The 21,194-nt window shown below is 73.2% G+C and carries 24 protein-coding genes; 15 read left to right on the top strand and 9 right to left on the bottom strand.

What is annotated here, in order from left to right; genetic code table 11:
• Window positions 1–56 precede the first annotated feature (56 nt).
• From AC0HI0_RS00905 to AC0HI0_RS00885, 5 genes are all read left to right on the top strand, one after another.
• Window positions 57–386 (top strand): hypothetical protein, encoded by a 330-nt coding sequence (locus tag AC0HI0_RS00905; protein ID WP_480930294.1) that lies wholly within the window; start codon window positions 57–59, stop codon window positions 384–386.
• A gap of 52 nt (window positions 387–438) precedes the next feature.
• Window positions 439–963: a DUF305 domain-containing protein gene (locus AC0HI0_RS00900; protein ID WP_480930293.1), complete on the top strand. Its 525-nt coding sequence runs from the start codon at window positions 439–441 to the stop codon at window positions 961–963.
• A 115-nt stretch (window positions 964–1,078) separates the two neighbouring features.
• Complete coding sequence (locus AC0HI0_RS00895; protein ID WP_480930292.1) at window positions 1,079–2,077, top strand: C40 family peptidase; 999 nt, start codon at window positions 1,079–1,081, stop codon at window positions 2,075–2,077.
• Between the two features lie 67 nt (window positions 2,078–2,144).
• Window positions 2,145–3,158 carry a MerR family transcriptional regulator gene (locus AC0HI0_RS00890; protein WP_480930291.1) on the top strand — a complete coding sequence of 338 codons (1,014 nt, stop codon included), beginning with the start codon at window positions 2,145–2,147 and terminating at the stop codon, window positions 3,156–3,158.
• Between the two features lie 49 nt (window positions 3,159–3,207).
• On the top strand, window positions 3,208–3,495 hold the full coding sequence (locus AC0HI0_RS00885) for a WhiB family transcriptional regulator (protein WP_480930290.1): 288 nt from the start codon (window positions 3,208–3,210) through the stop codon (window positions 3,493–3,495).
• 82 nt (window positions 3,496–3,577) lie between these two features.
• Here the strand turns inward: AC0HI0_RS00885 and AC0HI0_RS00880 are convergent, their stop codons facing one another.
• The 3 genes from AC0HI0_RS00880 to AC0HI0_RS00870 all read right to left on the bottom strand — a co-directional run bounded on the left by AC0HI0_RS00880 (window position 3,578) and on the right by AC0HI0_RS00870 (window position 6,069).
• Window positions 3,578–4,117 (bottom strand): sunset domain-containing protein, encoded by a 540-nt coding sequence (locus AC0HI0_RS00880; RefSeq protein ID WP_480930289.1) that lies wholly within the window; start codon window positions 4,115–4,117, stop codon window positions 3,578–3,580.
• A gap of 8 nt (window positions 4,118–4,125) precedes the next feature.
• Window positions 4,126–4,908 (bottom strand): OmpA family protein, encoded by a 783-nt coding sequence (locus AC0HI0_RS00875; protein ID WP_480930288.1) that lies wholly within the window; start codon window positions 4,906–4,908, stop codon window positions 4,126–4,128.
• A gap of 510 nt (window positions 4,909–5,418) precedes the next feature.
• On the bottom strand, window positions 5,419–6,069 hold the full coding sequence (locus tag AC0HI0_RS00870) for a hypothetical protein (protein WP_480930287.1): 651 nt from the start codon (window positions 6,067–6,069) through the stop codon (window positions 5,419–5,421).
• 117 nt (window positions 6,070–6,186) lie between these two features.
• Here AC0HI0_RS00870 and AC0HI0_RS00865 point away from each other — a divergent pair, with 117 nt between their 5' ends.
• The 3 genes from AC0HI0_RS00865 (at window position 6,187) to AC0HI0_RS00855 (ending at window position 7,558) form a co-directional block, all read left to right on the top strand.
• On the top strand, window positions 6,187–6,531 hold the full coding sequence (locus AC0HI0_RS00865) for an ArsR/SmtB family transcription factor (RefSeq protein WP_480934226.1): 345 nt from the start codon (window positions 6,187–6,189) through the stop codon (window positions 6,529–6,531).
• On the top strand, window positions 6,528–7,130 hold the full coding sequence (locus AC0HI0_RS00860; RefSeq protein WP_480930286.1) for an SRPBCC family protein: 603 nt from the start codon (window positions 6,528–6,530) through the stop codon (window positions 7,128–7,130). Before AC0HI0_RS00865 ends, AC0HI0_RS00860 begins: the two co-directional genes overlap by 4 nt.
• 107 nt (window positions 7,131–7,237) lie before the next feature.
• On the top strand, window positions 7,238–7,558 hold the full coding sequence (locus AC0HI0_RS00855) for a DUF3140 domain-containing protein (protein WP_480930285.1): 321 nt from the start codon (window positions 7,238–7,240) through the stop codon (window positions 7,556–7,558).
• 49 nt (window positions 7,559–7,607) lie between these two features.
• Here the strand turns inward: AC0HI0_RS00855 and AC0HI0_RS00850 are convergent, their stop codons facing one another.
• On the bottom strand, window positions 7,608–8,897 hold the full coding sequence (locus tag AC0HI0_RS00850; RefSeq protein WP_480930284.1) for an NAD(P)/FAD-dependent oxidoreductase: 1,290 nt from the start codon (window positions 8,895–8,897) through the stop codon (window positions 7,608–7,610).
• A 59-nt stretch (window positions 8,898–8,956) separates the two neighbouring features.
• Here AC0HI0_RS00850 and AC0HI0_RS00845 point away from each other — a divergent pair, with 59 nt between their 5' ends.
• Both AC0HI0_RS00845 and AC0HI0_RS00840 read left to right on the top strand, forming a co-directional pair.
• Window positions 8,957–9,670 carry an HAD family hydrolase gene (locus AC0HI0_RS00845; protein WP_480930283.1) on the top strand — a complete coding sequence of 238 codons (714 nt, stop codon included), beginning with the start codon at window positions 8,957–8,959 and terminating at the stop codon, window positions 9,668–9,670.
• Window positions 9,667–12,003 (top strand): glycoside hydrolase family 65 protein, encoded by a 2,337-nt coding sequence (locus tag AC0HI0_RS00840; RefSeq protein WP_480930282.1) that lies wholly within the window; start codon window positions 9,667–9,669, stop codon window positions 12,001–12,003. The genes AC0HI0_RS00845 and AC0HI0_RS00840 overlap by 4 nt, the downstream gene beginning before the upstream one ends.
• Window positions 12,004–12,206: 203 nt before the next feature.
• Here the strand turns inward: AC0HI0_RS00840 and AC0HI0_RS00835 are convergent, their stop codons facing one another.
• A complete protein-coding gene (locus AC0HI0_RS00835) occupies window positions 12,207–14,189 on the bottom strand; it encodes an APC family permease (protein WP_480930281.1) in 1,983 nt (660 codons plus the stop codon).
• 175 nt (window positions 14,190–14,364) lie between these two features.
• Between AC0HI0_RS00835 and AC0HI0_RS00830 the strand changes: the two genes are divergently transcribed.
• The 3 genes from AC0HI0_RS00830 (at window position 14,365) to AC0HI0_RS00820 (ending at window position 16,512) form a co-directional block, all read left to right on the top strand.
• Window positions 14,365–14,520 carry a hypothetical protein gene (locus AC0HI0_RS00830; RefSeq protein ID WP_480930280.1) on the top strand — a complete coding sequence of 52 codons (156 nt, stop codon included), beginning with the start codon at window positions 14,365–14,367 and terminating at the stop codon, window positions 14,518–14,520.
• A 75-nt stretch (window positions 14,521–14,595) separates the two neighbouring features.
• Window positions 14,596–15,828, top strand: a complete 1,233-nt coding sequence (locus AC0HI0_RS00825) for an ABC transporter substrate-binding protein (RefSeq protein ID WP_480930279.1) — start codon at window positions 14,596–14,598, stop codon at window positions 15,826–15,828.
• A 318-nt stretch (window positions 15,829–16,146) separates the two neighbouring features.
• The gene (locus AC0HI0_RS00820) at window positions 16,147–16,512 is read left to right on the top strand and encodes a hypothetical protein (protein ID WP_480930278.1); all 366 of its coding nucleotides are present in this window, start codon (window positions 16,147–16,149) and stop codon (window positions 16,510–16,512) included.
• Here AC0HI0_RS00820 and AC0HI0_RS00815 read toward each other — a convergent pair.
• A complete protein-coding gene (locus AC0HI0_RS00815; protein WP_480930277.1) occupies window positions 16,422–17,180 on the bottom strand; it encodes a hypothetical protein in 759 nt (252 codons plus the stop codon). The two genes, AC0HI0_RS00820 and AC0HI0_RS00815, sit on opposite strands and share 91 nt — an antisense overlap.
• A gap of 62 nt (window positions 17,181–17,242) precedes the next feature.
• Here AC0HI0_RS00815 and AC0HI0_RS00810 point away from each other — a divergent pair, with 62 nt between their 5' ends.
• A complete protein-coding gene (locus tag AC0HI0_RS00810; protein ID WP_480930276.1) occupies window positions 17,243–17,743 on the top strand; it encodes a DUF2087 domain-containing protein in 501 nt (166 codons plus the stop codon).
• Between the two features lie 34 nt (window positions 17,744–17,777).
• Here AC0HI0_RS00810 and AC0HI0_RS00805 read toward each other — a convergent pair whose 3' ends face one another.
• Window positions 17,778–18,596: an aldo/keto reductase gene (locus tag AC0HI0_RS00805; protein ID WP_480930275.1), complete on the bottom strand. Its 819-nt coding sequence runs from the start codon at window positions 18,594–18,596 to the stop codon at window positions 17,778–17,780.
• 92 nt (window positions 18,597–18,688) lie between these two features.
• Here AC0HI0_RS00805 and AC0HI0_RS00800 point away from each other — a divergent pair, with 92 nt between their 5' ends.
• Window positions 18,689–19,174: a winged helix-turn-helix domain-containing protein gene (locus AC0HI0_RS00800; RefSeq protein WP_480930274.1), complete on the top strand. Its 486-nt coding sequence runs from the start codon at window positions 18,689–18,691 to the stop codon at window positions 19,172–19,174.
• 330 nt (window positions 19,175–19,504) lie between these two features.
• Here the strand turns inward: AC0HI0_RS00800 and AC0HI0_RS00795 are convergent, their stop codons facing one another.
• Entirely contained in the window at window positions 19,505–20,197 is a 693-nt protein-coding gene (locus AC0HI0_RS00795; RefSeq protein ID WP_480930273.1) for an ABC transporter permease, read from the bottom strand.
• Entirely contained in the window at window positions 20,194–21,087 is an 894-nt protein-coding gene (locus AC0HI0_RS00790; protein ID WP_480930272.1) for an ABC transporter ATP-binding protein, read from the bottom strand. The genes AC0HI0_RS00795 and AC0HI0_RS00790 overlap by 4 nt, the downstream gene beginning before the upstream one ends.
• Window positions 21,088–21,194: the final 107 nt, after the last annotated feature.

Below are 21,194 nucleotides of genomic sequence, written 5' to 3'. Positions count from 1 at the left end.
CGGGCCGGCACCCCGTGCGCGGTCGGGCGAAACCCCCACCGGGTATGGTGACCGCCGTGATCACCCGCCGGCGCTCCCTCTGGTGGGTACTGGTGTGCGCGGTCGCGTTCGCGCTGGTCGGCATGCACCACATCGCCCAGGAGCCGGTGGCGCCCACCGCCGTGGTGGCGTCCGAGAGCCACGACGTGCCGCAGCCGCACGGGGATCACGACATCCTGCACCTGTGCCTGGTGGTGCTGGCCGTGCTGATCGCGCTCGGGCTGCTGCTGGTCCGGCGGGTCACCGCCGCCGAGTGGCTGCGGTCCGCGCCGCGCCGGGAGAGCACCCCGCGCGCGCCGCCGCCGTCCGGTTCGCTGCTCGATTCCCTCTGCGTCCTGAGGTTGTGAGTCGCCCGCGCCCCGCGCAGAGCACTCACCTCCGACAAAGGACCTTCCGACGATGATCAGGAAAACCCTGGTCGGGGCGCTGGCCGCCCTGACCTCCTTCGTGCTGGCCGCGTGCGGTGCCGAAGCACCCGCCGCGCAGGCCCCCGTCCACAACGACGCGGACGTGACGTTCGCGCGCGAGATGATCCCCCACCACCAGGGCGCGCTGGACATGGCGAAGCTCGCCGCCGGACGCACCGGGAACCCCGAACTGCTGGCGCTGGCCGGCCGCATCGAGAAGGCGCAGGAGCCCGAGATCCGGGCGTTGACCGGGTGGCTGGCGGAGTGGAAGGCGGGTTCGCCCGCCGGCCACGGCGCGCACGGTGGCGGCTCCGACCTGGAACCGCTGACCGGCGACCGGTTCGACCGCAAGTTCCTGGAGCTGATGATCGTGCACCACCAAGACGCCGTCGAGATGGCCCGCACCGAGCTGGCCGAGGGCCGCCACCAGCCCGCCAAGGACCTGGCGCAGCGGATCGTGGACGGCCAGGAAGCCGAGATCGGCGAGATGCAGGGCATGCTGAAGGTCGCCGGCTGACCGGCGGAACGGGGACCCCTGATAGACGAACGGGTCCCCGTTCCGTAACCTGTCCGAGACCTGGATGGGGGTAACCCGTTCGGGCTACCCGGTTTCAAGGGAGGACCGCGCGACCGTGGCGTCGTACCCCGTTCAGCGCACCGTCCGCGCGGCACTGGCGGCCTCCGCCGTGTTCGCGCTGGTGGGAGGACTGTCCCTGCCGCAGGCCGCGGCCGACCCGGTACCTCCCAACGCCTCCGAGGCGTTGAAGAAGTACAACGACCTCGCCATGGAGGCGGAGAAGCTCAACGAGGAGCACCTGCGCGCCCAGGACGCCCTGACCAAGGCGCAGGGCGACCTCGACCAGGCCCACCGCGACCTGGACACCGCACAGCGGGCCCAGACCGAGCTGCGCGGCCACGTCGACCTGATCACCGAGGCGTCGTTCGAGGGCGCGCGGTTCAACCAGCTCTCCGCGATCCTGGTCAGCGACTCGCAGCAGGACTTCCTCAACCGGATGTCCGCGCTCGGCGTGCTGGCCGGCGAGAACGCCGAGGCGATGGACGGCCTGGGCAAGGCCGTCGACAGCGCCAACGACGCCGCCCGCCGCGCCACCGACGCCGCCGCGAACGCCGACAAGGCGATCACCGACATCGACCAGCGCAAGTCGGCCCTCGACCAGCAGATCACCGAGGCGCGCAACGCCTACCGGGCGCTGCCCAGGTCCGAGCGGGACGCGCTCGGGGCCGACGGCTACATGGGCGAGGTGCCGCTGCCGCCGGGTCAGGTCGGCCAGGCGATGGCGTTCGCGCTCGCGCAGCGCGGCAAGCCGTACGTGTTCGGCTCCAACGGCCCGAACACCTGGGACTGCTCCAGCCTGATGCAGGCCGCGTACCGCGAGGCGGGCATCGCGATCCCGCGCACCACCTACGGGCAGGCGACCATCGGGCGCGAGGTGTCGCTCAACGAGGTCAAGCCCGGCGACCTGGTCATCTACTACTCGGGCCAGACCCACGTGTCGATGGCGATCGACGGCATCCGCGCGGTGCACGCGTCCACCGAGGGCGTGCCGGTGAAGATCCAGGACATCGAGTCGATCGGCCCGATCAGCACCATCCGCCGGGTCGTCGGCTGACCCCCGGCGTTCGCCGGCCGACCTGATCCGGGGTTCCTCGCTACCATTCCCGCCGGCGTTATTCCCGGTGGACGGCGGTGGGACGGTGCACTGGAGTGCCGGTGCGGTCGCACGGATGCTCGGCATCTCCCCCGTCACGCTGCGCACGTGGGACCGTCGGTACGGGCTGGGGCCCGGCACCCGCGAGGAGGGACGGCACCGCCGCTACGACGAGCGCGACGTGGACCGCCTGCGGCTGATGGTGTCGCTCACCGGTCGCGGCGTCACCCCGGCCTCGGCCGCTGCCGCCGCGCTGGCGGAAGTGCCGACGACGGGTGCCGGCGACTCGCGGACGACGACCCCGGGCGACCCACCGGCCCTCGGCGACGTGCTGCCCGGCGGTTCGGGCGGGGCACGGGGTTCGGGCGGGTCCCGACCGCCGTCCGGCCGCACGCGGGCCGGTGCGGCGCGACGGGCGCGGTTCGGTGGCGGGCCGCACGCGACGGGCGTCGAGTCGGACGAGGCCCGGGGGTTCGCGCACGCCGCGTCGCGCCTGGACCTGCCGCTGATGGCGACGCTCGCGGCGGCGTTGATCCGGCGGGACGGCGTGGTCGGCGCGTGGGAGGGCGTGCTCGCGCCGTACCTGATCGCGTTGGGGGAACGGGTTTCCGCGTCCGGGAGCGGGGTCGAGGTCGAGCACCTGGCGTCGGCGGCGATCGCCGGGGCGCTGCGGGCGGGGCCGGTGCCGGCGGACGGGCGGTTGCCCGCGCTGCTCGCGTGCGCGCCGGACGAGCAGCACAGCCTGCCGCTGGACGCGCTGGCCGCCGCGCTCACCGAACGTGACTGCGCCTCGCGGAACCTCGGTGCGCGCGTACCGGCTGCGGCGTTACTCGATGCGGTGAATCTGTTGTCGCCACAGGTGATCGTGCTGTGGGCGCACGCGGAGCGGTACGCCCGCCAGGCCCCCGTTCCTGAGCTGCTGGAACGCGGGGGCGCGGTGTTGCTGGGCGGGGCCGGGTGGACCGCGGTGCACCCTGGCGCGCGTCGGTTGGAATCGCTTTCAGGGGCCGTCGAGGCCATCCTTGAGTTGAACCGATTCTGAATCGAATTTAGGCTGTGCAGGGTCACCCCGACCACAGGACGTGATCACCATGCCTGAACTCTCCCGCCTGCCCCAGCCGGTCGCCGAGTCGTGGGACTGGCAGCTCAGGGGCCTGTGCCGGGGCATGGACAGCACGCTGTTCTTCCACCGGCCCAACGAGCGCGGCGTGGCGCGCGAGCAGCGGGAGGCGCGCGCGAAGGAGGTCTGCGCCAGGTGCCCCGTGCTGACCGAGTGCCGGACCCACGCGCTGACCGTCGAGGAGACCTACGGCATCTGGGGCGGGCTCGGCGAGAGCGAACTGCGCAAACTCATCTCCCGCAACCACAAGCGCGACTGACACCCGCGCGCGACCTCGCCCGGCGTCGGTCGCGCGCCCCGGGGTCGGTCACGGTCGTCGCGGTACGGGCCGCGATGCGCGGTCAGCGCGTGGCGGAGGCCGCGCTCTTGGGACGCCACTGGGTGTAGCCCGCCCGCTCGGCCTCCTCGACCGACCGGAACGTGACATCGCCCTTCATCCGCCGGAAGTACGGCGATTCGGGGGTGTGGAAGATCATCGACTTCGAGCTGCCCTTGACCTCGAACCCGGCTTCCTCGGGGATCGCCTGCGCGGCAACGGTGTTCGCGGCCCCCGGCAACGCGTGCGCCGGCGACACCTCGCGCTCGTCCGCCGTCTCGCGCGCCGGCGGCACCGCGGCCGCGGCGGCCGGGCCTTCGGTGGACCCGGCCTCGACGGTGTGCGGCCGGCCGTTGCGGATCTGGCCGTTGTGGCCCTGGCCGGTCCGCAGGTGCTGTTCCGGGATGATCACCGCCGTCGCGGACAGGGCCGGGCGCACGACGGGGTGGGCGCGTTCGGCGCGCAGGTCGCGGATCGTGGCGCGCAGGGGCAGCCACGTGAGCACCGCCCCGGCGAGGAACGCGAACGCGCACAGGACGAACATCTGGGCGAACAACCAGAACACTGCCACTCCTAGCTAATCAGGACGTCTACCTGGCGCGCGGCGGGGCTCGAACCCTCCGGTCCGGCGTCGATGGTGGCGGTCGTCCGGATCCGCTCCGGCCGCACGCCTTGGGCCACGAACAGGTCGCGCACGAGACCCGCCCGCTGGTGCGCGAGTCCGCGCGGGTCGGGGTGTTCGGGAGAGGCGTGGCCGTTGAGCGTGATGGTCGCCCTGGGCGCGGCCAGCAGCAGCCGGCCCACCCGGTCGATCAGCACCGGGCCGTGCCCCTGCCACTCGGTGGACACCGGTTCGAACCGGAAGCCGCCGTTGTTCTGCACCATCGCGGTGATCGAGCGCTGCAACGCCGCCAGGTCGAGGTCCGACGCCGCCACCGCGACCACCTGGTCGCGCACGCCCGCCCGGTCCAGCGCCTGGCGCAGCGCCGTCGCGCGGGGCTCGTCGGCGGCCGTGGCGCGGGCGGTCCGGGTCGTGCCGGCGAGGACGGCGGTGAAGTCCGCCGCGCCCGCGTCGACGGCGGCGGCGGCCAGGTCGGCGGCCGCGCTCACGGGGACGGGGAGCCGATCACCGTTCGGGGTGAGGAGGTCCGTCACCCGGAGGGAGGTGATCTTGGACTGGACGGCGGCCACGAGGGACCGCCGCTCGCCCTCGTCCGCCGCGTCGCCGGCCAGCACGACCTCGTCGGCCCGGACCGCGAGGGTGAGCCGGCCCGGCGGGGGCGGCGGGACGGCCGCGGCTTCGTCCGCCAGCCGTGCACGAGCGAAAACCCCTGACGCCGCAAGGAGAGCGGGCACGAGGAGGGCGCCGACGAGCCAAACTCGCCACGCTCGGGATCTCAACACCGGGCGTTCGTACCGGAAGTGCCGTGCCGGATGCCACCAGTTCCGGCTGTACACGCAGGAACGTGCACGGCATTTCACCTGACCAGGTGACACCGACCCGGGGACACCGGGCGGACCGCTGCCGTGCGCCCGGCGGGCCGGAACGACGCCGGGGGTCGGCGGGCGGACCGGTGCCGTGCCGCAGGTGTGCCCCGGCGCACACCGCGGAAGTCGCCGGGGTAGGGTGTGGACTCCATGCCAGGACGGGCGGAATCCGCGGTCGTCCGGGCAGCACGGGGTTGCGCAGCACGGAGTTCCGTCGCACGGTACGACGGGTCCGCGGCGCGAGCGCCGAGGAGCGCGGAGAGCACGGCAGGGCGCACGAGGGCAGCACGAAATCACGCGTCCGCAACGGATCGCGATCAGCCGGCGAGGGTCACGCCCCGCACAGCGCCTTGCGGCACACCTCCTGCCGGATCACTTTCAAGCCGCCTGGGACAACACCCCCGTCCGACAGCCGCACCGCCGGCACACCGGGTGCGCGGGCACCTGGACGACCTCCGCCAGCAGCCTGCGCGAGTCCTCGAACGTCGGCGCGCGCTGCCCCGGCACCAACAGGCCGTCCAACGCCTCCTGCCACCGCCGGGCCCGCGCCCTCGACCGCTCCACCGGGTCCGCCAGCCGGGCCCGCACCCGCTCGCGCGACTGCTCCTGGGCCAGCCGGCCCGCCTCGCCCAACGGCCGGCGCGGCCGGGGCTGGACGAGCCGGGCGTTGCGGCGGTTGACCCGCCACCACTGGCCCAGCGTCATGCCGGCGACCGGGGGGCGCGCCCGCTGCGCGCCCCCCTGCCACCACGACCAGAGCCGCGCGCGGAGGAAGTCGTGCGCAACCTGGTCGCGGTTCCTGGGACGGCCCTGCCTGCTGCCATCCGGCTTGTTGTCCACGGCCGCGAGCAGGGCGTCGACGCTCCACCCCTCGGCGAACCACGGGGCCACGACCGCGCGCACACCGGCGCGGTCCGCGTCACCCCAGTTCGCGCGCAGGCAGAACGCCTCCACGGCCGTGTCGATCTCGACGTCGGTCTCGGGGATGACACGGCCCGGCCACTGCCGTGGATCCAGCTGTACGCGCATCCCAAGCTCCCTTCCGAACGCGTACCGAACACCTGTTCGACATAGTGCCAGGGGGGTCCGACAATTTCGATGCCTCAAGGGTTGACTTATATAAGCTGAACCTTAAAGATGCTGGTCGTGCACGCGTTCGACGTTCTCGGCGACCCGGTGCGCCGCCGCCTGCTGGAGCTGCTGGCCGACGGCGAGCGGACCTCCGGCGACCTCACCGCGGTGATCCGGGGCGAGTTCGGCATCTCCCAGCCCGCGGTCTCCCAGCACCTGCGCGTGCTCCGGGACAACGGCTTCGCGCGCGTCCGCCCGGAGGGGACCCGGCGGCTCTACGCCGTCGACGAGCGGGGGCTGCGCGAGGTGGACGAGTGGTTGGAGCGGTTCCGCCGGTTCTGGAGCCACCACCTCGACGCGCTGGCCACCGAACTCGCCCGCGGCAAGCGCGAGCGACGACTCAAGGAGGAAGACCCGTGACCGACATCGCCGACCAGCTCAAGGCCGTCCACCGCGCCGTGCGGCGGGGCGAGACCATGGGCGTGCTGCTCAGCCGCACCTACGACGCGCGGGCCGACGACGTGTGGGACGCGCTGACCGACCCGGAGCGGCTCAGGCGCTGGTTCCTGCCGATCAGCGGCGAACTGGCGGTCGGCGGCACGTTCCAGCTGGAGGGCAACGCGGGCGGCGACATCCTCGCCTGCGAACGGCCGGCGCTGCTGCGGGTCACCTTCGGCAGCCCGGACAGCGTCGTGGAACTGCGGCTGACCGCCCAGCAGGAGCGGACGCTGGTCGAGCTGGAGCACACCGTGCCGCTGGACTTCGCGCCCAACGGCAGCGGCGCGCTGTGGGTGGGGCCCGGCTGGGACGGCGGTTTCCTCGCGCTCGGCCTGTACCTCGCGGGCGAGTCGCACGGCGACCCGGTGGAGGCCGCCAACTCCCCCGAGGTCCAGCGGTTCAACCTGGAGTCCATCGCCGTGTGGGAGGCCGTGATCCGGGAGTCCGGGACGGCGACGGAGGAGGAGCTGGCCGAGGCGGTCGGGGTGTCCAAGGCGCAGTTCGCCCCCGACGTGATCTAGCGGGCGGGCCGGGCCGGCGCGGCCCGCCTGCCGCGCCACCCCGGCCCGGTCCGGTCGCGCGAAAACCGGGGGTTTCGACCGGTTCCGGAACGGCAACCCTGGCCCCCATGAGCAATACCCTGTGGGACGAGTTCCACCGAGTCGTGAACATGACTTCCCACGAGCTGGAGGACTGGCTGCGCACCCGTTCGGCGGACGAGGAGTCCGAGTCCCTGCCGGACCAGGCCGGCACCCCGACCGGCCAGGACGTGCTCCGGGTGCTGCGCAAGCGCAGGACCGACCTGACCACCGAGGACGTCCGGGTGATGCGCAGGGTGGTGGACCGGGTGGAGGCCCAGCGCCGCGACGACCTGGAGCCCACCGCCGGCGAGGCCCACTGGCGGCACCGCCTGATGTCCATCGGGCACGACCCGTTGAAGCCCGCCTGACGCACCGCGCCGGGCAGTGACCGCCGACGTCCGCAGTGGGGACGTCGGTTCAGCCGTGCCCGGGTCCGGCGTCCACCCGGTCCGCGTCCGCCAACCGCACGCCCGCCGCCGGGACCAGCCCGAACCGCACGACCTGCCGGCGGGTGAGCAGGCCGGTCAGCCAGTCCGCCGCCACCCGCACCCGGTTGCCCGGCATCGCGAGCAGGTGGTAGCCGCGGGCGACCGCCTTCGCGGGCCACCCGGTCAACGGCACGTGCAGCGGGTTCGCCACGGCTTGACCACCCGCCAGGTCGACCACGAACCCCAGGTCGCGGTGGCGGTACTCGCGGGGCGCGCCGAAACCCAGCGACGCGGCCACGTTGTGCGCGGCGAGCCGGCCCTGGCGCTGGGCGTGCTGGGCGGTCATCGGGGTCGGGTCGCCGCCGTGGAACACGTCCGGCACGGCCGCCAGGTCGCCCGCCGCGAACACGTCCGGCCGGCCGGGTACGGCCAGGTCCGCCCCGACCGCGAGCCGGCCCCGCACCGCGGGCAGGCCGACCGACTCGACCAGCGGGTCGGGCCGCACGCCGACGCACCACACGACGGTCCGGGTCGGGATCTCGGTGCCGTCGGAGAGCCTCGCGCAGGTGGCCGTGACCTCGGCCACGGTCGTCTTGAGCCGCACGTCCACCCCGCGTCGCCGCAGCACCTTCAAGGCGGGCCCGGAGAGCCGTTCGTCCAGACCGGGCAGCACCCTGGGCGCCTGGTCGACCAGCACCCACCGGATGGGCGGCACGTTGCGGCGGCGGGCCGCCGCAGCGGCCAACCGCTGCCCCTGGGCGACGAGTTCGGTGCCCGTGTACCCGGCGCCGACCACGACGAACGTGGTGCGCGCGGCGTCGCCGTCCCGCTCGGCCGACTCGACCTGGCCCAGCACGTGGTCGCGCAGGTAGACCGCCTCGGCCACGGACTTGAACCCCACCGCGTGCTCGGCCACCCCCGGCACGGACAGCAGCCGGGTCACGCTGCCGGCGGTGAGCACGATCCGGTCCCAGCCGATCACCTGTGAGCGGCCTTCCACGTCGATTGCCGTGCACGTGCGGGCGTCCGGGTCCACGCTGGTGGCATGTGCCAGCACGAGCCGGGTCCGGGGCAGTCCGGGCCGCAGCGGTACCGCGACCCGGCGGGGGTCGAGCGTGCCGCCGGCCACCTCGGGCAGCAGCGGCACGTAGAGCATGTGGTCGGCCGGGTTGACCGCGACCAGGTCGGCGGCGCGCGGCGGCAGCGCCTTCTCCAGCGCCCGCAGGCAGTGGTAGCCCGCGAAGCCCGTGCCGACGACCAGCACCCTCGGCTTGCCCATGGTGCGACCACCTCCCGGATCTCCGGGTACCCCACGAAGGGAACGGGTAGACACCGATCATGAACCTCGGTTTGCCGGACGGCACCACCGCCTGCCTCTTCGACCTGGACGGCGTGCTGACCAGCACGGCCGTCCTGCACCGCCGCGCCTGGCGGCGCACGTTCGACGACCTCCTCGGCCCGCGCGGCGAGCCGCCGTTCACCGAGGAGGACTACATCCGGTACGTGGACGGCAGGCCGCGCTACGACGGCGTGCGGTCGTTCCTGGCCTCACGGGGCATCACGCTGGCCGAGGGCTCGCCGGACGACCCGCCGGACGCGGACACCGTGCAGGGCGTCGGCAACCGCAAGAACGACCTGATCGACGCGATCATCACCGAGGAGGGCGTCACGCCCTACCCCGGCTCGGTCCGCTACCTGGAGGCCGCCGCCGGGCGGTTCCGGATCGGCGTGGTGACGTCGTCGGCGAACGCCACCCGCGTGCTCGACGCGGCCGGCCTGACGAAGTTCGTGCAGGCGCTGGTGGACGGCGTGGTGATCACCCGGGACGGGTTGGCGGGCAAGCCCGCGCCCGACTCGTTCCTGGCGGGCGCGCGGATGCTCGGCGTCGAGCCGGGCGCGGCGGCGGTGTTCGAGGACGCGCTCGCGGGGGTGCGGGCGGGACGTGCGGGCGGGTTCGGCCACGTGGTGGGCGTGGACCGGGCCGGGCAGGCGGAACAACTGCGGCGCGACGGCGCGGACGTGGTGGTCGAGGACTTGGCGGAGCTGCTGTGACGGGGTACGACGTCGAGCCGTGGCTGCTGCGGTGGCGCGGGCTGTCCGTGCCGGACCTGCGGCGGACGGAATCGACCTTCGCGCTGGCCAACGGCCACATCGGGATGCGCGGCACGCTGGACGAGGGCGAGCCGCGCGGCCTGCCGGGCACGTACCTCAACGGGTTCTACGAGGAGCACGCGCTGCCCTACGGCGAGGCCGGCTACGGCTACCCCGAGGCCGGGCAGACGGTCGTGAACGTGACCGACGGCAAGGTGATCCGGCTACTGGTGGAGGACGCGCCGCTGGACATGCGGTACGGCCGGGCGCTGGAGCACGAGCGGGAACTGGACTTCCGGACCGGCACGCTGCGCCGCCGCACGGTGTGGGAGTCGCCCACCGGCCGCAAGATCACCGTGCGCAGCGAGCGGCTGGTGTCGTTCACCCAGCGCGCGGTCGCCGCGATCCACTACGTCGTGGAGCCCGAGGAAGACCTCCAGCTGGTGGTGCAGTCCGACCTGCTGGCCAACGAGCCGGTGGAGCACCGGTCCGGCGACCCCCGGGTGGCCGCCGCCCTCGACGCGCCGCTGGTGGCCGAGTTCTCCTGGGCGGAGGGCAGGCGGGCGGTGCTGGCGCACCACACCCGCAACTCCGGGCTGCGGATCGCCGCCGGGATGGACCACGAACTCGACACCGTCGACGGCGTGCGCAGCCGGATCCACGCCGAGGACGACCTGGCGCGGTTCACCGCCGCCGTGGACGTGCCGGCCGGGAACGCGCTGCGGCTGACCAAGTACCTGGGCTACGGGTGGTCGGCGCAGCGGTCCGTGCCCGCGCTGCGGGCGCAGGTCGACGCGGCGCTGGCGGGCGCGCGGCAGACCGGCTGGGCGGGCCTGCTGGCCGAGCAGAAGGCGTTCCTGGACGACTTCTGGGAGGTCGCCGACATCGAGGTGGACGGCGACGACGAGCTGCAGCAGGCGATGCGGTTCGCGCTGTTCCACATCCTGCAGGCCGGGGCGCGCGGCGAGACCCGGGCCATCCCCGGCAAGGGGCTCACCGGGCCCGGCTACGACGGGCACGCGTTCTGGGACAGCGAGATGTTCGTCCTGCCGGTGCTCACCTACACCGTGCCCGACGCGGCGCGGGACGCCCTGCGCTGGCGGCACTCCACCGTGGACAAGGCGCGGGAGCGCGCGCAGGTGCTGGGGCAGCACGGGGCGGCGTTCCCGTGGCGGTCCATCAACGGCGCGGAGTGCTCGGCGTACTGGCCGGCCGGCACGGCGGCGTTCCACGTGTCCGGGGGCATCGCGCACGCCGTCGCGCAGTACCACGCGGCCACCGGCGACGCGGACTTCGACCGGGAGTGCGGCACCGAGCTGCTGGTGGAGACCGCGCGGCTGTGGATGTCGTTGGGGCACCACGACAAGCACGGCGGGTTCCGGGTGGACGGGGTCACCGGGCCGGACGAGTACTCGGCGATCGTGGACAACAACGTCTACACCAACCTGGTCGCGCAGAAGAACCTGCGCGAGGCGGCCGAGGCGTGCGAGCGCAACCCCGGCTCGGCCTCCGCGCTGGCCGTGCACCCCGACGAGCGCGCGGGCTGGCTGGAAGCCGCGATGCGGATGCGGATCCCGTTCGACGCGCTGCTGGGCGTGCACCAGCAGGCCGAGGGGTTCACCGCGCACGCCGAGTGGGATTTCGAGGGCACCAAGAGCGAGGACTACCCGCTGCTGCTCAGCAAGCCGTACTTCGACCTGTACCGCAAGCAGGTGATCAAGCAGGCCGACCTGGTGCTGGCCATGCACGTCCGGGGCGACGCGTTCACCGCCGCCGAGAAGGCCGCGAACTTCGCCTACTACGAGGCGCGGACCGTGCGCGACTCGTCACTGTCCGCCGGCACGCAGTCCGTGCTGGCGGCCGAGGTCGGGGCGCTCCAGCTCGCCTACGACTACCTGGCCGAGGCCGCGTTCACCGACCTGCACGACCTGCACGACAACGTCCACAACGGACTGCACATGGCGTCGCTGGCGGGCGCGTGGATCGGCGTGGTGGCCGGGTTCGGCGGGATGCGCGACCACAGCGGGCTCACCTTCGCGCCGCGGCTGCCACCGGGGCTGGACCGGCTGGCGTTCCGGATGTGCTTCCAGGGCACCAGGTTCTCCGTCGCGATCACCCGGGACGAGGCGACCTACCGGATCGTCTCCGGCGGGCCGCTGCGCACCGCGCACCACGGCGAACCCGTCGTGGTCGAGCCCGGCGCACCGGTCACCCTGCCGGTGCCGGAACCGCCCACGCCGCCCGAGGTGCACCAGCCGGTGCACCGCGAGCCCGCCCGGCGGGTGCCGCGATGACCACGTACGCGATCTCTCACCGGGTGAAACTTCCCACCGCCTGACGGAGTCCCGGTGTGGACACCGCGTCCACACCGGTCCGCGAGGGCGCCCGGCCGAGGCTCCTGGGGGGAGTGGAGCCCCGGCCGGGTCTTGCCGGCGGCCTAGGGGGGCGGTGGCCGCCTACGCCATCATCGTGCGGACGGGTGACCCCGTTACCGCGATCAGCCTCCGACGTGGATCCCCGGACGGCGATCGGGGTCCTCCTCGCTGCCGCGCAGGATCTCCCGCACGACCGGCGCGGTGTCACCCTGGCCCAGGATCAGGTAGCGGAACAGGTGTGCCAGCGGGTTTCCCTCGGACCATTCGAAATAGCAATGGGGGCGCACGTCCGTCGTATCGCGCAGCGCGAGCAGCACGGCGGCGATCGCGTTGGGCACCGCCGGGCTGCCCACCCGCAGCACCCGGAAGCCGTCGACGTCCACGCCGCGCACCTGGAGCACGTCGCTGAACTCCGACGGGTCGACCACGTCGACCTCCAGGAACAGCACGTCCGCCCGGCCCGGGACCGGGTTCATGCCGCGCTGCGCGGCCTCCTTGAGCCGGTACTCGGTGGCGTCGCCGGCCTGCCGCTTGTTCGCGATCACGTTCAGCGCGCCGTCGTGCGCCAGCGAGTCGGTGACGAACCGCCGGGCCGGTTCGTCGAACTCGATCCGGTCCGCGCGCAGCTCCGTCGTCCGGGACACCCGCGACACCAGCGAGACGGCCACGATGCCGAGGATGAACAGCGCCGAGATCGCGATGCCGTCCGGCTTCTCCCGGACGTTCTCCACCAGCGCGTAGAGCAGCACGAGGGTGAGCACGGCGAACCCGACGCCCGCGCCGCGCTGCCCCCGCCGCCACGCCGAGATGGTGACCGCGACCGAGCCGGACACCATCATCGCCAGGATGCCGGTCGCGTACGCGCCCGCCTGGGCGTTCACGTCGGCCCCGAACGCGATGGTGATCGCGACGCTGATGACCGTGTAGACGATCACCACCGGCCGGACCGCGCGGCCCCACTCGGGCGCCATGCCGTACGCGGGCAGGTAGCGCGGCACGATGTTGATCAGCCCGGCCATCGCGGACGCGCCGGCGAACCAGAGGATCAGCACGCTGCTGAGGTCGTAGGCGGTCCCGAAGGCCGCGCCCAGGTGTTCGTGGGCCAGGTAGGCCAGCGCGCGCCCGTTGGCCGCGCCGCCGGGCTCGAACGCCTCGGCGGGGATCAGCACGGTGGTGATGAAGCTGGTGGCGATCAGGTAGACCGACATGATCACGGCGGCGGTGGTGAGCAGCTTGCGGGTGTTGCGCACGCGCGACTCAAGCCGTTGTTCGGCGGTCTTCCCGTCGGCGGCGACCAGGGGCATCATGCTCACGCCGGTCTCGAACCCGGACAGGCCCAGCACGAGCAGCGGGAAGGCCAGCACGGCAGGGCCGAGCACGCCGAAGAACCCGCCGCCGTGCGTGGTCAGCGCGTCCACCCAGCGCTGCACGGCGACCGGCTCGGCGATCAGCTCGACCACCCCGGCGCCCACCACGACCGCGTTGAGCAGCAGGAAGACGGCCACCAGCGGGATGGCCACGCCCACGGCCTCGCTGAACCCGAGCAGGAACACCCCGCCGAGCACCAGCAGCAGGACCACGGTGATCAGCACCTCGTGGCCGTGCAGGAAGCCGGGTGCCAGCGGGTTCTCCAGCAGGTGCACGGTCGCGTCGGCGGAGGACAGCGTGATGGTGATGATCCACGACGTGGCCACGAACCCGAGCAGGACCAGCACGAAGATCTTGCCGCGCCAGAACGGCAGCAGGTTCTCCAGCATCGCCACCGAGCCCTGGCCGCGCGGGCTCTCCCGGGCCACCCGCCGGTACATCGGCAGCATCCCGAGCAGGGTCAGCGCCACGATCAGCAGGGTGGCCAGCGGCGAGAGCGCGCCGGCCGCGAGGGCGGCGATGCCGGGCAGGTAGGACAGCGTGGAGAAGTAGTCCACGCCGGTCAGGCACATCACCTTCCACCAGGACTGCGGCTCGACGTGGGCCTCGGCGCTCTCCGGCCCGACCGGGGCGACCCGGTTGCGCAGCAGCCACCGGCCGGTGCGCGATCGGGGCGTCAGGGGACGAACCGGACTATCCACTGTGGCCGGGATGGCGTACTCGGGCGCAGCGCTCATGCGACGAACTCCCCCGGTGGGTCCGAAAGCCGGCCGCGCCAGGATGCAGCACGCCGCCGGACCGCCGCACAGCGGGGATGGTTTCCGCAAAAATGCGGCTTCGAGGGCCGAATGGGTAACCCACACAGGTGAGATGGGCAGCGCTGGAGCGCTGCGCCGGACAGTATCCCGAAATGTGAGTTCAACACCGATCTACGACGAGTTGGCCGCCACGTACCTCGTCGACGTCGAGCCGACCGGCCGCGAACACCCCGAACCCGAGGTCAAGGGGCAGAACCGGCCGCCCGCGACCGACTCCCAGCCGCGTGAACGGACCAAGACCCGATCTTGACACCCCCTCCCGCGCCGGGGTAGGACGGCTTGACGTCCGATTGACGAGGCCGCCGCCTGTGTCGAAAGGTGCGGCATGAACGTGCGGGCCCGGAAGTACCCCCTGCTCGCGGCGGTCCTGATGCTGGCCGTCGCGGCGTGCGGCGGTGGCGGCGGCCCCGAGCCGGGCGGCAAGGTGACGCTGACCTGGTGGGACTACCTGGACCACTCCCCGATGGCCGACCAGGCGGTCGGCCAGTTGGTCAAGCGCTACCAGGACGCCCACCCCGAGGTGGAGATCCGGCGGACCGCGATCCCCCGGGCCGAGTTCGACGCGAAGCTGGCGCAGGCCGTCGCGGCGGGCACGTTCCCGGACATCGCCGCCGTGGACGTGGCCGCGCTGCCGAGGCTGGCCGGGCAGGACGTGCTGGCCGACCTGACGCCCCGGTACTCGTCGTGGGAGGTGCGCGACCGGTTCCTGGAGCCGGTGCGCGACAGCGTCCGGTACCGGGACAAGTTCTACGGGGTGCCGCTGCGCACCAGCACCACCGCCCTGCTCTACAACCGCGACCTGTTCGCGGCCGGCGGCGTGGCGAACCCGCCCCGGACGTGGGAGGAGTTGCGCGCGACGGCCCAGGCGCTGACCGTGTCCGGGCAGTGGGGGCTGTGCTTCGCGGCGGGCGGGGGCGGGGCCGCCACGACCTTCCTGCCGCTGCTGTGGCAGGCCGGCGGGAAGGTCGAGGACGTCGGCGCGGAGCCGTCCGTGCGCGCCCTGTCCTTTGTGGACGGACTGCTGAACGTGGACCGGAGCGCGCCGCCGGACGTGGTGCGGTGGAACGACTCCGACGTCGAGCGCGAGTTCGCGGCGGGGCGGTGCGCGATGATGATCGACGGACCGTGGAGCGCGCCCGCGCTGAACTCCGCCGGGCTCGACTGGGCTTCCGCGCCGCTGCCGACCGGGTCCGCCGGCGGCGGGTCGCTGCTGGGCGGCGAGGCGTGGGTGCTGGGGCGGGCCGGGAAGCACGCCGACCAGGCGTGGGACGTGCTGCGGTGGCTGGCCGAGGAGAAGGACAACGTGACCGAGTTCGGCGCGGCGCTCAACGCCCTGCCCAACCGCTCGGACACCGTGGACGACCTGGCGTGGCGGTGGGACCCGAACGTGCCCGCGTTCATCGGGCAGCTCGCCGGGGCGCGGGTGGCCTACGGGCCCCGGTACCCGGAGGTGTCGGCGGCGCTGTCGACCATGGTGCGCCAGGTGCTGGGGCGCGAGCGCACCCCGGCGCAGGCCGCGCAGGACGGCCGGGCGGCGCTGGAGCCGCTGCTGCGCTGAAACATCCGCAGTTCACGCCTGGCCGTCCCGCACGACTCGTCCGCCGACGCCGGGTGCCCGCCGCGCGGTTCCGGACGACCCGGCCGCCGGCGCACCACAACGGACCGCCGCGTGCGGGACGCGTGGCGGGCGGCCACCCGGTCGGGGCGGGCCGGGCGGCCGTTCGCCTTACCCCCGGCAGGCCGCTCGCACCGCCGTACCCCACCGCGCGCCGGCCACACCACCCGATGGGGCGGACAACAAGCCCGGCCAGGAGGAACGTGCCAGGTCCGGGCGTGGGCGCGGGGACGCCCCGGGTATCCGGGAACCATGCGAAAAGTGGCGACGGTGAAGAACACCGCGCCCGGCGACGCCAGGCCGTGGCCGAGCCGGGCGCAACTGCTCGCGCTCGTCGTGGGCGTGCTCCAGATCGTGGTGGCGCTGGTACCCGTGCTGCCGCTGGGCACCGGCGACCAGACCCTGCACGTGTGCACCGGGCTGGTCGGCGTGCTGCTCGCGGGCAAGCACGAGTACGCCCGCCTCTACGGCATCGCGCTCCTCCTGGTCTACGGCAAGCTCCTGGTCGCCGACATGGCGTCGTCGACCCAGTGGCTTCAGCTGCCGACGCTGGAGACCGTCGCGTACGGACGGGCCGCGCTCGCCGGACTGGCCATCACGTTCGTGCCCGCGTTCACCCGCCGGTAGTCGCCGGCGGTCATCGTGCCGTCCGGGTGGAACCTGAGCTTGGGGCTCGAACTGCGCGCGATGGACTCGAACATGGACACGTCCGAGGGCGTGGTGGGCCGCCAGTACATGTGGGCTCCGTGGGTGACTCCCATGTCCAGGTCGATCATCGTGGCCACCGCGCGGTCGTAGCGCCCGGTGGTGAGTGGACGTCCGCCGGACGCCCGGATGTCGAAGACGTCGTGGTCCCCGGTCAGCGGTTGCAGCCGGCCGCGGCGGTCGTAGCCGTGCACCACGCCGTCGCGCACCAGGTATTCATCGCGCCGTTCCAGCAGCGCCATCTTCGCGCCGAGCGCGTCGAACTCGTCGCACCGCTGGGTGAACCGGCTCCACAGCCGTTCCGTGACGCCGTGCCGGGGTAACAGCGGCCGGAAGAAGCCGACCAGGCCGCGGTGCCGGGACCGGGCGCCCAGCCGGACGTCCAGGTCGTCGATCGTCTTGGCCTTCACCGGCTCGGGCTTGGGCAACGCGCCGTCCCGCAGCCACGACACCGCGTGCGGGTTGGTGCCCCGCACGTCGATGACGAGGTCCTGCTCCGCGGCCACCTGCTGGAACTTGCGGGCGTGCTCGGTGGGCATGCCGAAAACGGGCTCCACCGACGCCAGGGGGAAGAGGTGATCAGTGCGCACGGGTATTAAGGTCCGCCCCTAATGGGCGTGCACCGGAGGCCCGGGTTCGGTTGACTCTTCCCGTGACCCCTGACGCGCTGATCGGATTGCTCGCGGACCCGCTGCGACTACGCGTTGTGTCCGCGTTGGTCCTGGGAGCCCGCAGCCCCGCGGAAATCTCCGAGAAGGCCGGTTTGGACGCCCGGCGGGTGGAGGTGGCGCTGCGCAAGCTGCGCGGCGCCGGCCTGGTCGCCGGGCAGCCCGGCGAGATGCTGGTGCGGCAGGACCTGTTCGAACAGGCCGTGCGGGTCGAGCGGGAGCCGGAGGATCCGTTCCTCGGGGACGGTCGGCTGGTCAAGCTGCCCGCGCAGCACGGCCGCCGGCGGGCCGTGCTGGAACAGGTGTGCACGGCGTTCGAGCCCGGCCGCCGCTACCCGGAGCGGGAGGTGGTCGAGGTGTTGCGGACGTGGTGCGAGGGCGGCGAGGTCGACCACGTGACCCTGCGCCGGTACCTCGTGGACGAAGGTCTGCTGGACCGGGCCGAGGGCCTCTACTGGCGGTCCGGCGGCCCGGTCGCGGGGTGAGCCCCGCGCGGCACGGGGTGGACTTCTTCCGGTTCTAGTTGAACTTGTCCGGGTCCGGGCCGACCCGCCGGCCGGTCTCCAGGCCGGCGATCCGGGCGAGGTCGTCACGGCCGAGTTCGAAGTCGGTGATCGCGAAGTTCTCCGCGATCCGGCTCGGCGTGACGGACTTGGGGATCACCACGTTGCCGAGCTGGAGGTGCCAGCGCAGCACCACCTGGGCCGGGGTCCGGCCGTGCTCGTCGGCGATCTCCGCGACCACCTCGTCGCGCAACAGGTCGCCGCCCTGCGCGAGCGGGCTCCACGCCTCGGTGGCGATGCCGTGTCCGGCGTGGAATCGGCGCAGCTCCTCCTGCTGGAACCGGGGGTGCAGCTCGACCTGGTTGACCGCGGGCACCGCGCCGGTCGCCTCGATCACCCGTTCGAGATGGGGCACCTGGAAGTTGGACACGCCGATCGCCCGCACCCGGCCGTCGGCGAGCAGCTTGCCCAGCGCGCGCCAGCTGTCCACGTAGCGGTCGCGGGCGGCGGCGGGCCAGTGGATCAGGTAGAGGTCGAGCCGGTCCAGGCCGAGCTTGCCCAGGCTGGTGTCGAAGGCGCGCAGCGCCTCGTCGTAGCCCTGGTCGGTGTTCCACAGCTTGGTGGTGATGAACAGGTCGTCGCGCGGCACGCCGGAGGCTGCGACGGCCCGGCCCACGGGCTCCTCGTTGCCGTAGATGGCGGCGGTGTCGATACTGCGGTAACCGACCCGCAGCGCCTCGGCGACAGCGTCCTCCGTGTCCTGTGTGGACACCTGGAACACGCCGAAACCGATCTGCGGCATGGTGACGCCGTTGTTGAGCGTAATGGTCGTCATGGGCCCATCATCACCCCTGTCAACGGCTCCCACCTCTTGGACGGCGTTGACGCCCTTCCCGTGCGGCTGATCCGATTCCCACCGTGGCTGTCGTGAAGGCAATCCCCGATGTGACGAGCGTCGACGTGACGGTCGTCATCCGCCTCAGCGCGCCGACCGCCCAGGTGGTGGAGACCGCCGCACAGCTCGCCGAGGCGCTGCGGGCCGTGCTGGACCTGCCCGAGGTGGACGTGGTGGTGGACCTGCCGGTCCCGCGCTCCGAGCCCGAACTGCGCATCCTGGCGGATTCCCGCCGGGTGCTGCACCGGGGGGTGAACGTGGAGCTGACCAGGCTGGAGTTCGACCTGTTGCACCACCTGTGTACCCACCCCCGCCAGGTGCACCGCCGCACGGCGCTGATGAACAGCGTGTGGGGCTCGACCAGTTTCGTCGACACCCGGACGGTGGACGTGCACGTGCGCCGGATCCGCCGCAAGCTCGGCGACGCGGCGGCGCTGATCACCACCGTGCGCGGCGTGGGCTACCGGATGGACAACCCGTTCGCGGTGTCCGTGGAGCACGACGCGCTGGCCGGCTGACCCACCGGGGAGGCGGCGCACCCGCCTCCCCGGTGCCACAGTGGACCGGCGTGCGCCCCCGATCGGGCGTGGGCGGTGATCGAGCCGCTGCTACCGGCCTCCGGGCGCGGACGCCCGCATCCGGCTGGTTCCCGCTTGCCTCGGCGGACGCATCGCAGCAGGCGGCGGCCCTCGTCCCCGGTCAATCGACGTGCTCCGACCGGCCCGGCCACCCGTGCCTCCCATGCCGGGCGGCGACCACCTCACCACCGGGCACGAGATCGACCACGCTCCCGGTCCGGGACGCCAATCGGCATGTCCCGAACCCGGCGAACGTTCATGGTCACCGCATCAGGTGCGGGCGTCCCAGCGGAAGAACCGCACGGCCAGCACGCAGCCCAGCGCCGTCCAGCCGAGCAGCGACAGCGCGGCCAGCTCCGGCCGCCCGGCCCCGCCCCAGGCGACCCGCACCAGGTCGGCCACCCCGCCGCCGGGCAGCGCCACGCCGCGCACGTCGGACGACACCGCCGCCCACAGCCCGCCCGCGAACACGAGCATGAAGAACGGCCCGGTGGTGATCTGGGCCAGTTCCGCGGTCGAGGTGACGCCGCTGGTCGCGACGCCCGCCGCCGCGCTCATCACCACCCCGCCGACGACCGCGAGCAGCAGCAGCTCCGGCCGGTCCGGCAGCGGCGCGCCGGACACCAGGCTCACCCCCAACAGCAGCACCACCTGCACCAACGTCAACAGCACCGGCGGCAGCACGACCCCGGTCAGCACCACGGCGTCCGACGCCGCCCCGGTGCGCAGCCGCTTGAGGTAGAGGTCCTGGCGGCGGGAGGTCAGCGAGGTCGTGATGGTCACGTACGCGGTGAACCCCATCGCGCCCAGCAGTTGCAGCGTGATGGCGACCGGCCAGCCCTCGGGGCCGATGGTGGTCGCGAAGTACACCCCCATCGCCAACGGCATCGCGAACGCCAGCGCCGCGGCGGTCCGGTTGCGCGACAACATCTTCAGCTCGGCCACACCCAGTGCGGTGATCATGCCGCGGTCACCTGCCTCGTCGCGTGGAAAACGTCTTCCAGGGACGCGTGGTGCGCCCTGAGCCTGCCCAGCGCCAGCCCTTCCCGGCGCGCCCACCCCAGCAGCACGTCCAAGTCGTCCTGGAGCTGCCGGGTGCGCACGTCGACCCGCCCGGACGGCACGTGCACCACGTCCCCGGACAGCATCGGCAGCGCGGTCACGTCCAGCGGGCGCGGCAGGTCGAACGAGATCCGCGCGGGCTGCTCGGCGAGCACGTCCACCAGCGCGCCGGACACCGCCACCCGCCCCTCGTGCAGGATCGCCAGCCGGTGCGCGAGCGATTCGGCCTCCTCCAGGTAGTGCGTGGTCAGCAGCACGGTGGTGCCCTCGGCGAGCAGGTCGCGCACCACGTCCCAGGTGCGCTGCCGGGACTCCGGGTCGAGCCCGGTGGTCGGCTCGTCGAGGAACAGCAGCTCGGGCTTGCCGAGCACGGCGAGCACCAGGTCCAGCCGCCGCCGCTCGCCGCCGGAGAGCTGCTTGATCCGCACGTCGCGCCGGTGGCCCAGGTCGAGCCGTTCCAGCCCGTCCCCCCGGTCGCCGGGACGCCACAGCCGGACCATCTCGGCGACCGTGAGGTCCGCCGGGAAGCCGCTGTCCTGCAACATGATCCCGGTCCGGGCCCGGATCGCCGCCCGGTCCCGGCCGGGGTCGAGCCCCAGCACCCGCACCCGTCCCGCGCTCGGCGCGCGCAGCCCCTCCAGGGTCTCCAGCAGCGTGGTCTTGCCCGCGCCGTTCGTGCCGAGCAGGGCGAACAGCTCGCCCTGCGCGACCTGGAGGTCGACCCCGCGCACCGCCTCGAAGTCCCCGTAGCGGCAGTGCAGCGCCGCCACGTCGATCACCGGATTCCGCATGCCGTCGATGCTCGCGCCCGCCCGCGCCCGCCGACAGTGCCGCCGCTCACCGGTCCATGTGACAGATGTCAGCAGACAGCGGGGCGATCCGGCTCGTAGATTCAGCA

Source organism: Saccharothrix sp. NBAS 001, from assembly GCF_056640475.1.
This window is presented reverse-complemented; position numbering and strand designations above follow the sequence as displayed.

Excerpts from the sequence above, each read along its gene's own strand:
- AC0HI0_RS00825 (WP_480930279.1), top strand. The coding sequence starts at position 14,596 with ATGAACGTGCGGGCCCGGAAGTACCCCCTGCTCGCGGCGGTCCTGATG.
- AC0HI0_RS00835 (WP_480930281.1), bottom strand. The coding sequence starts at position 14,189 with ATGAGCGCTGCGCCCGAGTACGCCATCCCGGCCACAGTGGATAGTCCG.
- AC0HI0_RS00795 (WP_480930273.1), bottom strand. The coding sequence starts at position 20,197 with ATGATCACCGCACTGGGTGTGGCCGAGCTGAAGATGTTGTCGCGCAAC.
- AC0HI0_RS00805 (WP_480930275.1), bottom strand. The coding sequence starts at position 18,596 with ATGACGACCATTACGCTCAACAACGGCGTCACCATGCCGCAGATCGGT.
- AC0HI0_RS00870 (WP_480930287.1), bottom strand. The coding sequence starts at position 6,069 with ATGCGCGTACAGCTGGATCCACGGCAGTGGCCGGGCCGTGTCATCCCC.
- AC0HI0_RS00855 (WP_480930285.1), top strand. The coding sequence starts at position 7,238 with ATGAGCAATACCCTGTGGGACGAGTTCCACCGAGTCGTGAACATGACT.
- AC0HI0_RS00845 (WP_480930283.1), top strand. The coding sequence starts at position 8,957 with ATGAACCTCGGTTTGCCGGACGGCACCACCGCCTGCCTCTTCGACCTG.
- AC0HI0_RS00790 (WP_480930272.1), bottom strand. The coding sequence starts at position 21,087 with ATGCGGAATCCGGTGATCGACGTGGCGGCGCTGCACTGCCGCTACGGG.
- AC0HI0_RS00885 (WP_480930290.1), top strand. The coding sequence starts at position 3,208 with ATGCCTGAACTCTCCCGCCTGCCCCAGCCGGTCGCCGAGTCGTGGGAC.
- AC0HI0_RS00900 (WP_480930293.1), top strand. The coding sequence starts at position 439 with ATGATCAGGAAAACCCTGGTCGGGGCGCTGGCCGCCCTGACCTCCTTC.
- AC0HI0_RS00850 (WP_480930284.1), bottom strand. The coding sequence starts at position 8,897 with ATGGGCAAGCCGAGGGTGCTGGTCGTCGGCACGGGCTTCGCGGGCTAC.